Here is a 12806-nt window from a genome sequence, read left to right as displayed (position 1 = left end):
TCCTTCACGTGAAGATTAATACAAACTACCGATTAAGAAGACCCGACCATTCATTTCCGCCTTGCTTTGCAGCATATTGGAGAAGACGAGCGAGCCATTCATCGGCGCGCGGCTTGAAACTAGGTGCTGCACGCTAATGAATCTTGGAAAAAAAGCCGTGACCCCAAAAGGAAACGGCTTCTTAAATTTGCTTGAAAAAATAGAGAGAGTAATCCAGGCGCCCTTGGACAAGGGTTTTCGGATTTGAGTCTGGTTTTGCTGACTTTTAAAACTATCCAACCGTCTACTCTCCTATTTAGCCGGCTATGCGCTTAACTGACTACTACTCCCAACTTAGCGCACCACCAGTTTGATACTCAATAACGCGTGTCTCAAAAAAGTTTCTCTCTTTTTTCAGATCAATCATTTCTGACATCCATGGGAATGGATTCTCTTCATTTGGGAACATGGCGTCAAGTCCTATTTGCAAACATCTGCGATTACAGATGTATCTTAGGTAACCTTTGAACATCGGCGCGTTCATTCCGAGTACTCCACGAGGCATCGTATCTTCTGCATAACGGTACTCTAATTCCACTGCCTTTTCGAAGATCGATTTGATCTCGTCTTTGAACTCGGAAGTCCATATCTGGGGGTTCTCCAGCTTGATTTGATTAATTAAATCAATCCCGAAATTGCAGTGCATCGACTCATCACGAAGGATGTATTGATACTGCTCAGCAGCACCTGTCATTTTGTTTTGGCGACCCATTGCAAGTATTTGCGTAAAACCAACATAAAAGAACAAACCTTCCATTACGCAAGCAAAAACTATTAGTGAACGAAGTAATTTTTGATCGTTTTCTAATGTGCCAGTCTTAAAGTTTGGGTCCGTTAATACATTGATAAACGGAATTAAGAACTCATCTTTCGCACGAATCGACTCAATTTCGTTGTACGCATTAAAGATTTCGCTCTGATCTAAACCCAAAGATTCGACAATATATTGGTACGCGTGAGTATGAATTGCCTCTTCAAAAGCTTGGCGCAATAGGTATTGACGGCATTCTGGAGCCGTAATATGTCGATAAGTACCCAAAACAATATTGTTTGCGGCTAAAGAATCTGCTGTGGTGAAGAAACCAAGATTGCGCTTAATGATGCGACGCTCATCTTCAGTTAAACCATTAGGATCTTTCCAAAGCGCAATATCGCGATTCATATTGATCTCTTGGGGCATCCAATGGTTAGCGCAACCTGCCAAATACTTTTCCCAAGCCCACTTGTACTTAAATGGCACTAGCTGATTCACGTCTGTCTTAGCGTTAATGATGCGTTTATCAGCCACATTCACGCGACTAGTCATTTTTTCTGCCACGATTGCAGCCAATGGGGCTAGCGCAACCTCTTCTATTTTTGGACGCTCTTGCTCCGCAGCCAGTGGCTGAGGTGCAATACCCGACTTCAAAAACGCTGGGGCAACTTGTTCTTCCCAATTCAACATAAATTTCTCCTCAATACTTTTTTATAAGATCAATAAGCAAATGGCTTACTGACAAGCTTCACATTCTTCAAATCCATCATCGCCAGGACGCATAGTGCATGCTGGCCCATCTAATTCCTGAGATGCTGCAGCATCGGTACCATTCACGCCACCACCGCTAGAAACGGCATTAAGTTGGCCACTCTTCACAGTAGACTTCTCAATATGGGTTGCCGCCATTGTGCGAAGGTAATACGTTGTCTTTAAACCGCGCAACCAGGCTAACTTATACGTATCATCCAACTTCTTACCCGATGCGCCACCCATGTAGATATTGAGCGACTGCGCCTGGTCAATCCACTTCTGACGACGGGAAGCTGCTTCCACTAACCAACTTGGCTCCACTTCAAAAGCAGTGGCATACAAATCGCGCAGATCTTGGGGAACACGATCAATCTTGGACAGAGTGCCATCAAAGTACTTCAAATCGGCAATCATCACCTCATCCCACAGGCCGCGATCCTTCAAATCACGTACCAAGTACTCGTTTACTACTGTGAACTCACCTGAGAGGTTGGATTTCACAAACAAGTTCTGGAATGTAGGCTCAATACAGGCTGATACACCAATAATATTAGAAATTGTGGCAGTCGGTGCAATCGCTACGCAATTGGAATTCCGCATACCGTACTGCTTGATATTCGCACGCAAACCACTCCAATCCATAGTAGATGAATTATCCACCTCTAGGTAGCCGCCACGCTCAGCTGCCAACAGCGCTACTGAATCTTGCGGAAGAATGCCGCGATCCCATAGAGAACCTTTATAGGTCGTATAAACACCGCGCTCTTGAGCTAATTCATTTGAGGCTTGATACGCGTAGTAGCACACTGCTTCCATAGAAGAATCAGCAAATTTCACCGCTTCATCGCTAGCGTAAGGAATGCGCTGCATATGTAAACAATCTTGGAAGCCCATGATGCCCATACCGACTGGACGATGCTTCAAATTCGAGTTACGCGCCTTAGCAACAGCATAGTAATTAATATCGATCACGTTATCCAACATCCGCATTGCAGTGCGCACTGTTTTTTGGAGCTTCTCATGATCCAAAATCATCTTGCCAGAGGCGTCCGTTGTCATGTGTGCAGTTAAGTTCACAGAGCCTAAGTTACAAACGGCGATTTCAGTCTCATTGGTATTGAGGGTAATTTCAGTACACAAGTTAGAGGAATGAACTACGCCAATGTGCTGCTGCGGACTGCGGATGTTGCAAGGATCTTTAAAAGTAATCCATGGATGACCTGTTTCAAATAACATACCCAACATCTTGCGCCACAATTGTTGCGCAGGAATACGGCGGAACGGCTTGAGCTCACCAGCATCTGCTTTTTTCTCATAAGCAACATAAGTCGCTTCAAATGCCTTACCAAATAAGTCATGTAAGTCAGGTGTATTTGAAGGTGAGAATAATGTCCAATCACCACCCTCCATGACACGCTTCATGAATAAATCTGGAATCCAATTAGAGGTATTCATATCATGGGTACGACGACGATCATCGCCTGTGTTCTTACGCAACTCTAAGAACTCCTCGATATCTAAGTGCCATGTTTCGAGGTAGGCGCAAACCGCACCCTTACGCTTACCACCTTGATTTACCGCAACTGCTGTGTCATTAACTACTTTGAGGAATGGCACGACCCCTTGGGATTTACCATTAGTGCCTTTGATATGACTTCCCAATGCGCGTACGTTAGTCCAGTCATTACCTAAACCACCAGCAAACTTAGACAAGAGCGCATTTTCTTTTAAGGCTTCGTAGATACCATCAAGATCATCATCTACAGTTGTTAAGTAGCAGCTCGACAACTGTGGTCGTGTAGTCGCTGAGTTAAACAGTGTTGGCGTACTAGACATGAAATCAAAGGTAGATAGGATTTCATAAAACTCAATAGCACGACGCTCACGATCTAACTCATTCAAAGATAAGCCCATCGCCACACGCATAAAGAATGCCTGCGGCATTTCAATACGGCGATCCTCGATGTGCAAGAAATAGCGGTCATACAAAGTCTGCAGTCCAAGGTAGTTGAACTGCAAATCTCGGCTAGCGTTCAATGCTGCAGCTAATCTTGGAAGATCAAACTCACGCATGCGTGGATCTAATAACTCAGCAGAAATTCCTTCATTAATGTACTTAGCAAAATAGGTGCTGTACTCAGCCTGCATATCGCCTTGCAAGACTTCACGACCTAAAATTTCTTTACGGATTACGTGCATCAAGATACGGGCGGTGACTTGACTATAAGCCGGATCAATTTCGATTAAAGTACGTGAGGCCAAAATTGCGGAATCATACACTTGGGCCATTGGGACGCCATCGTATACATTCTTAATCGTTTCAGTAATGATGGGGCTAGAAACAATATGGGTACCGAGGCCTTCACAAGCTGCCTCAATAATGGTGCGCAATGCCGCCATATCCAACCACTTCTCTTCGCCGTTATCTATAACCTTAAGGCCAGCGTCAGTTGCCTGTGAAGCGGCTTGCGTTTCTTGAGCAATGCCTTGCTGTGTAGCGCGCTCTTGATTGCGCTTCTCGCGATAAAGAACATAAGCACGAGCAACGTTATGCTCACCACTGCGCATTAATGCCAGCTCTACCTGATCTTGAATATCTTCAATATGGAAAGTGCCGCCATTAGGGCGACTGCGCAACAAGGCGCGCACTACCGCGTTTGTTAATTGCTCGACCTGCTCACGTACTCGGGCAGAAGCAGCACCTTGGCCACCATTCACTGCTAAAAATGCTTTTGTTACTGCAATCGCAATTTTGGACGGCTCAAATGCTACCACCGAGCCATTACGGCGAATAATCTTGTAATCAGACAATTGGGTAGCTTGACCACCACCTACACCACCAGCAATAAAGCCGGCGGAAGGGGTTTGGCTTATTGAATCCGAAGGATTCATACCTGGGTTCATTGTGCCGGCTGTCTGCCCTACTGTCTCTGGATTGGCGTATGTCATATTTTTATGCTTTTATATAGTTATTTGGACAAAAAATCATTAAAGATCAAAGCTGTATTACTGTAGTTAAACACTACATCTAGTGTCTAAAACTGAATTTGCCACTAAGTATAGGGAAAAAATAGAAACTTAGTAAGTTATTTCTTACAAATTAATGTCAGGGTTTTCACTGAGCTTTGTATTAATTTTGCGATCATTTTGGTGTAAAAAAAACTGCCCTTCTTAGCCAAAGGGCAAGAAAGTAAGCGTATGCTCACATTCGAATTATTAGCCCTAGCGGGAATCAAATCCGAAGGGAAATTTTTCAGCGGGAATGTTGCTTTTTGTTTGTAACCTTTTCCAGTCAAACTGAATGCCGGGGTCTGTTTTTCTGCCTGGAGCAATATCGCTATGCCCAGCAAAAGCCAAATTAGGATACTTTGTACTCAATTGATCAGTGAGTTTTGCAAGCGCCTCATATTGAATCTCTTCAAAGGGATGTGTCTCATCTCCCTCTAGCTCAATACCTATAGAGAAATCATTACACTTTTCCCGACCCAAAAAAGAAGACAGACCTGCATGCCAGGCTTTCTTTTGGGTAGAGACAAACTGAAAGACCTCACCATTACGAGAAATGAGGAAATGACTTGATACGGCTTGATCGGCTATTTCCCTGAAATAAGGATGCTTTGATATGTTGAGTTTATTTTGAAAGAAATCAACGATGAATGCTGTGCTACTTCTTTCAGTAAAGCCACTAGGCGGAAGGCTAATATGGTGCAACACCAGCAAATCGGGTGTTACTCCCTCAGGTCGATTATCTTGATTAGGTGAAATACGCCAAGTTGCAGACCCAAGCCAACCCGTTGCATCCAAAGTATGGGTATGTTTTTCTAGAGCAATAAAAGCGATCGTCTTTAGCAATAGCCTCTGATTGAGGCAAATGTACGGCGCAACACTGGCACCGCACCATCACTTCTGGATTGGAGACTTTAGGCCGCAAGCTCTGAGATTTAGAGGCCTGCGTGGCTGCTACTGCCGCCTTTTTTTTACCCTTAAACCAAAAATATGCCAGGGCGATACCACCAAATAAGAGAAACCACTTCATCAAAATATCATGCTCTCTGAAGAATCACTTCCAACACAAAACGGCTTCCTACATAAGCCAACAGTAAGGCAATGTAAGCACTCAAGACCCAACGCAAAGCAACGCGCCCACGCAAGCCAACGCGCCAACGCGCAATGAGTAAGCCGGCAAACAAAAACCAAGAAATCAGGGCAAAGATGGTCTTGTGGTCAAAAACCAGAGGCCTACCGAATAGGGCTTGGGAGAACAATAAACCCGAAAATACCGTCAAACTCAACAGGGCAAAACCAACGTAAAGTAAATTAAAGAGCAGGCTTTCCATGGTCAATAGAGGCGGGAGATCCTCTAGCCAATGAGCCAGTCGTCCATTTGGAGCAATCTCTAGTTGACGATGTAAAGCGCGATCTTGAACGCTCATCAAGATCGCATGCATGGCTGCCAAGCTCAGCAAACCCACCGAAATAGTGGCGACGATAAAGTGCCCCTTAAACCAGGGATCTGAGACTGCAATAGGCGAAATAAGCGTGCCCGAAAATACAGCGGGAAAGATGGAGCAAACAAAGGCAAATACCAACACCAACCAACGCAAGCTAGCAATCGGTAAGAAGCCAGACTGGAACCAATAAAAAGCTAGCCCTACCCAAGCAATGAGAGAAAGATTCTGGGCAAAGCCAAACACAAATCCCTGTGGCGTAAAGACTGAGTTATGTAACTGCAGCCCATGAATCACCAAAATAAGAAAAATAGCCGCACGAATCAAGCCAGTCATAGCGGAAGACTCTACTTTATCCTTTGACCTTGAGCTTAAAAAGATCAAAAGAAGTAAATAAAGAGCGGGTGGAAGCCATCCATACCCTGAGTAACCTAAAATATCCATCTGGAAAGTCTAATCGATAAATGCTAGAGAATCTCACCGACCGCCTATCTCGTGTTGTTAAAACAATGCGGGGCCAGGCTCGCCTTACCGAAAGTAATACGGCAGAAATGCTTCGGGAGATCCGTCTAGCCCTACTGGAGGCTGACGTAGCACTGCCGGTAGTCAAATCCCTGCTTGAACAGATTAAGTTCAAAGCCCTTGGTGAAGAAGTGGTTGGAAGCCTCAGTCCAGGCCAAGCATTAGTAGGCGTAGTTCAGCGCGAGCTGACCCAGGTGATGCGAGGAGATGCCTCCCAAAGTAGTGAACTGAGCTTAGCGACCCAGCCTCCCGCCGTAATACTGATGGCTGGACTACAAGGAGCAGGTAAAACCACTTCCGTTGGAAAACTAGCCAAGTTTTTACAAGAGAAAAAGAAAAAGAAAGTACTCACGGTTTCTTGTGACGTCTATCGTCCTGCAGCGATTGAGCAATTAGAAACTGTCAGTAAACAAGTAGGCGCTGAATTTTTCCCAAGCAGTATTGATCAAAAGCCCAATGACATTGCAATCGCAGCGTTAGATTGGGCGCGCCGCCACTACTTTGATGTCTTATTGGTCGATACAGCGGGACGCTTAGGTATCGATGAGGCTTTGATGCAAGAAATCAAAACCTTGCATGCCAGCTTAAAGCCGATTGAGACCCTATTTGTAGTGGATGCGATGTTGGGTCAAGATGCTGTTAATACAGCTAAAGCATTCCATGAGACGCTGCCCCTGACAGGCGTCATTCTGACTAAGCTTGATGGTGATTCCCGTGGCGGTGCTGCCCTATCGGTGCGTCAGATAACTGGTGTGCCACTTAAATTTATCGGTGTCGCCGAAAAAATGGATGGGCTGGAGGCCTTCGATGCGGAGCGCATGGCGAACCGCATTTTGGGAATGGGTGACATTCTTGCGCTAGTAGAACAAGCACAGCAAAACGTAGACATTGCCAAAGCAGAAAAATTAGCGGGTAAGATTTCTAAAGGTGGATTTGATCTCGGCGACTTCCGGGATCAACTTACTCAAATGCAGCAAATGGGGGGTATGGCCAGTATGCTGGATAAGCTGCCTAGTCATATGGCGCAAGCGGCATCTAAAGCGAATCTCAGTGTTGCAGATAAGCAAACGCAGCGTATGCGGGGCATTATCGATAGCATGACGCCCAGAGAGCGGAGCAAACCTGAGCTATTAAAAGCCAGCCGAAAACGTCGCATCGCTGCAGGTGCGGGTGTTCAAGTTCAAGAGGTTAATCGTCTATTAGCGCAGTTTGATCAAATGCAAACGATGATGAAGCAATTCAAAGGCGGCAAGATGGCGCGTACCATGGCAACGATGGCTGCGAAAGGAGCCGCCAAAGGACTTGGCGGCTTATTCAAGAAATAAAAAGTTTTTAGTTCCTTATAAAACTAACTGCTTTGCAGCCTTCACTGCAGCAATCACTTTTTCTTTAATCTCTACAAGCGGGATATTTTGTGATTCCGCATCCGTACGCCCTTTGAATTCCACTTGAGCATCTGCTAGACCGCGATCCCCAACCACCACTCGGAAGGGCACTCCAATCAATTCCCAATCCGCAAACATCGCGCCCGGTCTTTCACCACGATCATCCAGAACTACATCCATTCCAGCGGCTAGTAACTCATGATGCAGTTGATCAGCAGCGAGTTTCACTGCTTCTGATTTGTCATAACCCATAGGACAAATGACTACCTCGAACGGCGCCATAGAGATTGGCCAAATGATGCCGCGATCGTCATAGCCTTGCTCAATGGCTGCGCCCAATAAACGCGTCACACCAATGCCGTAACAACCCATCACCATGGGTTGCGACTTACCCTGTTGATCCAAATAAGTACACGCCATCGCCTCGGAATAGCGCGTACCTAACTGAAACACATGACCCACTTCGATACCACGGCAAATATCTACCACGCCTTTTCCGTCGGGGGAAGGATCACCTGCAACGGCATTACGTAAATCCATCACTAAGGGCTCGGGCAGATCACGACCGAAGTTCACACCGGTCAAGTGATGCCCAGCTTCATTAGCACCACAGACAAAATCGGACATATTGGCGACTGTGCGATCGGCAACGATGGTCACCTCTGCCTGAACGCCTACTGGACCTAAGTAGCCCGCCAATGTATTACATGCCTGCTTGATCTCAGCTTCACTTGCAAAGCGCGACTCTGCCATCCCAGGAATCTTGCTGGCTTTGACTTCATTGAGCTCATGATCACCACGTAACAACACCATGAATAATTTAGCAGCGCTTTTTTCTTGATCTGCTGCAAACAGTAATGATTTCACTGTCTTCTCAAGGGGTACATTTAAAAACTTGGCTACGTCAACGCAATGTGTTTGATCGGGTGTGGCCACCTTTGTCATTGCCTGAGAAGGTTTATCCCGCTCTAAAATTAAAGAGAGTGATTCTGCAGCCTCAAGGTTTGCAGCGTAATCAGAGTTTGGGCAATAGACGATGGCATCCTCACCAGTATCGGCAATCACATGAAACTCTTGGCTGCCTGAACCCCCAATCGCGCCATTATCTGCGGTGACCGCACGGAACTTCAAACCCATACGTTGAAAGATGCGGGTATAGGCATCAAACATCACTTGATAGGATTTCTTTAGACCCTCGACATCACGATCAAATGAGTAAGCGTCTTTCATACTGAACTCACGACCACGCATGATGCCAAAGCGAGGGCGACGTTCATCCCGAAACTTTGTTTGAATTTGATAAAAATTAATTGGTAATTGTTTGTAGCTTTTGATCTCATTGCGCGCTAAATCAGTTATCACCTCTTCTGAGGTTGGCTGAATTAAAAAGTCGCGGTCATGACGGTCTTTAATGCGCAGTAACTCGGGTCCCATCTTCTCCCAACGACCGGTCTCTTGCCATAACTCCGCAGGCTGAATCATCGGCATCAACAACTCGATCGCACCAGCGCGATTCATCTCCTCGCGAATGATGTTTTCAACCTTACGGATCACCTTCAATCCGAGGGGTAAGTAGTTATAAATACCGGCACTTAGCTTACGAATTAAACCGGCGCGCACCATGAGTTTGTGCGAAACCACCTCAGCATCAGAGGGGGCTTCTTTTAGCGTGGCGAGAAATGATTGTGAGGCTTTCATGTATGGATATAATCAAATCATTGATTTTAAAGGATTTGAGGCGCGATCATGCTTGACCGTGAAGGGTATCGCCCCAATGTCGGCATAGTCCTCCTGAATAGCCGTAACGAGGTTTTCTGGGGAAAACGCGTTGGGCAGCATTCGTGGCAGTTCCCGCAGGGTGGGATTCAACATGGTGAAAGCCCGGAGCAGGCCATGTACCGCGAATTGCACGAGGAAGTGGGCTTGCTGTCAGAACATGTCCAAATTATTGGGCGAACTAAAGACTGGCTTCGTTATGACGTTCCGGAAGAGTTTTTGCGTCGTCAACATAGCGCTAAAAATCACCGGGCGAGCTATCGTGGTCAAAAACAAATTTGGTTTTTATTGCGCCTTGTCGGTTCAGATGGCGATATTCAACTAGATGCTACCGAGCATCCAGAGTTTGATGATTGGCGCTGGATCCCCTTTTGGATTCAATTGGACTCAGTGATTGACTTTAAGCGCGAGGTATACCAACTCGCCCTATCTGAACTAGCACGCTACCTATCCCAAGGTATTCGCATGCAACAACTCGTATGGGGATCACCCCTTGACCTGATTCAATCTCTTTACCCCAACAGTGAAGATCCACCTCATGCAGCAAAACCAACAGATAAGCCATGACAAAAAACGTGATTCAACGCATTCAATTTCCCATAATTGCTATAGCAACTAGCTTAGCCATAGCTGGCTGTGCAGGCGATCCTCTAGAAAGCGGGCTAGATCCTTTTGCACCCATGGTGTTTAAAGAGGGCAATACAGCCATGCCTTTAAATCCCCCCAATAAAGCAACAATTCAACCCTTTTACGTATCCCAACAAACTATCTTCAAGTTTGCAGTGGATACCGACTCCATCTTGATTGGGAATGATGGAGTGACCCGCTATACCGTTATCTTGACTAGCCCAAATGGCAATACTCAAACCCAATATGAGGGGATTCGCTGTGATTCATTTCAGTGGCGCTTATATGGCACTTTTGATAATAAAAAGTGGCTTGAGAATCCCTTAAGCAGCTGGCAGCCTATTAAGGACAACACGCCGAATCGCTATCAGGCAGCATTAGCACAAGGGGCATTTTGCAACATGAGTTCTCAAGAAAAAAATATTAAGGCAATATTAAAGTCTCTCAATCCAAACGGCTTTACTGGTGGCACTAAGCCCAGTAATTCTTTTGGACAAATTCTTTAAAGAAAATCTATCCGCCTGAAGTAAGCCGGGTACCAATTTTTTCACCATTCATCAAGCGAGTTAACACTCCTACTGTATGGCCTGAAGCAATAATGGTCGTTGCGCCAGTTTGCGCTGCCACCTTAGCAGCCAGTACCTTAGTCAACATACCTCCCTTACTGAGCTGACTTGCGGCACCACCTGCCATTTTTTCTAAAGCAGGATCACCTGCAAGAGCGTCACTCATCAAAGTAGCGTTAGCATCCTGACGGGGATCGGCAGTAAATAAACCCCCTTGGTCAGTCAAGATCACCAGCAGGTCAGCATGAATTAAATTAACCACTAAAGCAGCTAAGTTATCGTTATCACCAAACTTGATTTCATCTGTAACGACGGTATCGTTTTCGTTGATGATAGGCACAACGCCCAAACTTAAGAGCGTCTCTAGAGTGGCTTTAGCATTCGCATTACGCTCTGTATCGGCTAGGTCTGCATTCGTTAACAATACCTGCGCACTACGCAAATTAAACCGTGCAAAGCTACTTTCATACACTTGCACTAAACCCATTTGACCTACAGCTGCTGCTGCTTGTAATTGGTGGATCTCGTGGGGGCGCTGTGTCCAGCCCAAGCGTTGCATACCCTCTGCTATCGCGCCAGAGCTCACCATTAGCACCTGATGGCCGGCCTTTAATAATCCAGCCATTTGCTCGGCCCACATTGCAATAGCAGCATGATCCAATCCTTCACCATTATTCGTGACGAGACTAGATCCTACTTTAACAACGATGCGTTTTACTTTTTGAGTATCCATATCAACAATGTGTATCAAATGCGTATTTTTTAATCTGGTGCTTTATCTTTAAGTTCAACTTGATAGCGGGGATCTGCAGCACGTTCATCCGCATCATCTCGATCCCGACGAACTGAATCCAAGTAATCTTGAAGAGCGTAGCAAAGCTTATCGCAACCTAATCCTGTCAAAGCAGAGATCTCAAATACAGGACCCTTCCACTTAAACTGTTTGATAAAGTCAGAAACTACTTTTGCACGATCCTCTTCAGGAATCATGTCGACTTTATTCAACACTAACCAACGTGGCTTTTCAACTAAGGCCTCATCGTACTTACGTAACTCATTAACGATGGCCTTAGCGTCCGCAACCGGATTCACATTCTCATCAAACGGTGCAATGTCCACCAAATGTAGTAATACACCGGTGCGTTGCAAGTGTCTTAAAAAACGATGTCCTAAACCAGCACCCTCTGCCGCACCTTCAATCAAACCTGGGATATCAGCAATCACAAAACTACGCTCACTACCAACGCGCACAACCCCTAAATTCGGATGCAAAGTGGTGAAGGGATAGTCTGCAATCTTTGGACGGGCATTCGACACAGCAGTAATCAAAGTCGATTTTCCAGCATTCGGCATACCCAACAAACCCACGTCTGCCAATACTTTTAATTCCAACTTGAGCTTGCGACGCTCGCCCTCTTTGCCATTGGTCTTTTGACGGGGTGCGCGATTGGTACTGCTCTTAAAGTGAATATTTCCCCAGCCACCAACCCCGCCCTGTGCCAAGCAAAGGCGTTCGCCATGCGTTGTTAAATCAGCAATCGGCTCACCGGTTTCATAATCAGCAATGATGGTGCCGACTGGCATACGCAATTCGATATCATCCCCTGCGCGGCCATAGCAATCAGCACCACGACCAGGCTCACCATTTTTAGCGGTGTGTGTTTTAGCGTAGCGGTAGTCAATGAGCGTATTGATGTTGCGATCAGCAGTAGCCCAAACGCTGCCGCCTTTACCGCCATCACCGCCATCAGGACCACCAAATTCAATAAACTTTTCACGGCGCATTGATGCACTTCCAGCACCACCTTGGCCGGCAATTACTTCAATACGCGCTTCATCTATAAATTTCATGAATAAAAAAGGCCTCGCTTAGCGAGGCCTGTTCCTAAGAGTTTAATTCGGATAAATCGGAATAAAACGGATCTCAGTCAGGCGT

Annotated in this window: 11 protein-coding genes and 1 pseudogene; 3 read left to right on the top strand and 9 right to left on the bottom strand. The window is 45.8% G+C overall.

Annotated elements, in window-relative coordinates:
• Positions 1-15 precede the first annotated feature (15 nt).
• The 6 genes from DCO16_RS01080 to DCO16_RS01060 all read right to left on the bottom strand — a co-directional run bounded on the left by DCO16_RS01080 (position 16) and on the right by DCO16_RS01060 (position 6330).
• On the bottom strand, positions 16-279 hold the full coding sequence (locus DCO16_RS01080) for a hypothetical protein (protein WP_173941947.1): 264 nt from the start codon (positions 277-279) through the stop codon (positions 16-18).
• Between the two features lie 43 nt (positions 280-322).
• A complete protein-coding gene (locus tag DCO16_RS01075; RefSeq protein ID WP_173941946.1) occupies positions 323-1483 on the bottom strand; it encodes a ribonucleotide-diphosphate reductase subunit beta in 1161 nt (386 codons plus the stop codon).
• Between the two features lie 45 nt (positions 1484-1528).
• On the bottom strand, positions 1529-4495 hold the full coding sequence (locus DCO16_RS01070) for a ribonucleoside-diphosphate reductase subunit alpha (protein WP_173941945.1): 2967 nt from the start codon (positions 4493-4495) through the stop codon (positions 1529-1531).
• A gap of 273 nt (positions 4496-4768) precedes the next feature.
• On the bottom strand, positions 4769-5398 hold the full coding sequence (gene ampD / locus DCO16_RS01065; RefSeq protein ID WP_254598063.1) for a 1,6-anhydro-N-acetylmuramyl-L-alanine amidase AmpD: 630 nt from the start codon (positions 5396-5398) through the stop codon (positions 4769-4771).
• Positions 5301-5582 carry a PP0621 family protein gene (locus DCO16_RS11310; RefSeq protein ID WP_302480375.1) on the bottom strand — a complete coding sequence of 94 codons (282 nt, stop codon included), beginning with the start codon at positions 5580-5582 and terminating at the stop codon, positions 5301-5303. Before DCO16_RS11310 ends, ampD begins: the two co-directional genes overlap by 98 nt.
• A gap of 7 nt (positions 5583-5589) precedes the next feature.
• Entirely contained in the window at positions 5590-6330 is a 741-nt protein-coding gene (locus tag DCO16_RS01060) for a cytochrome C assembly family protein (RefSeq protein ID WP_254598062.1), read from the bottom strand.
• A 128-nt stretch (positions 6331-6458) separates the two neighbouring features.
• Between DCO16_RS01060 and ffh the strand changes: the two genes are divergently transcribed.
• Entirely contained in the window at positions 6459-7841 is a 1383-nt protein-coding gene (gene ffh / locus DCO16_RS01055) for a signal recognition particle protein (RefSeq protein WP_173941943.1), read from the top strand.
• A 15-nt stretch (positions 7842-7856) separates the two neighbouring features.
• Here the strand turns inward: ffh and DCO16_RS01050 are convergent, their stop codons facing one another.
• Positions 7857-9599 (bottom strand): proline--tRNA ligase, encoded by a 1743-nt coding sequence (locus DCO16_RS01050; protein WP_173941942.1) that lies wholly within the window; start codon positions 9597-9599, stop codon positions 7857-7859.
• 48 nt (positions 9600-9647) lie between these two features.
• Between DCO16_RS01050 and DCO16_RS01045 the strand changes: the two genes are divergently transcribed.
• Together DCO16_RS01045 and DCO16_RS01040 are read left to right on the top strand one after the other, a co-directional pair.
• A complete protein-coding gene (locus DCO16_RS01045) occupies positions 9648-10244 on the top strand; it encodes an RNA pyrophosphohydrolase (protein WP_173941941.1) in 597 nt (198 codons plus the stop codon).
• Positions 10241-10810, top strand: a complete 570-nt coding sequence (locus tag DCO16_RS01040) for a CNP1-like family protein (protein WP_173941940.1) — start codon at positions 10241-10243, stop codon at positions 10808-10810. The genes DCO16_RS01045 and DCO16_RS01040 overlap by 4 nt, the downstream gene beginning before the upstream one ends.
• Positions 10811-10832: 22 nt before the next feature.
• Here the strand turns inward: DCO16_RS01040 and proB are convergent.
• A pseudogene (gene proB, locus DCO16_RS01035) lies at positions 10833-11603 on the bottom strand (glutamate 5-kinase); the annotation flags it as partial.
• Between the two features lie 29 nt (positions 11604-11632).
• Complete coding sequence (gene obgE / locus DCO16_RS01030; protein ID WP_173941938.1) at positions 11633-12721, bottom strand: GTPase ObgE; 1089 nt, start codon at positions 12719-12721, stop codon at positions 11633-11635.
• Positions 12722-12806 lie beyond the last annotated feature (85 nt).

This window comes from Polynucleobacter antarcticus, from assembly GCF_013307245.1.
GTDB lineage: Bacteria > Pseudomonadota > Gammaproteobacteria > Burkholderiales > Burkholderiaceae > Polynucleobacter > Polynucleobacter antarcticus.
Note: the sequence above shows the minus strand (reverse complement) of the source record. Positions and strands in the feature narration are given on the sequence as shown.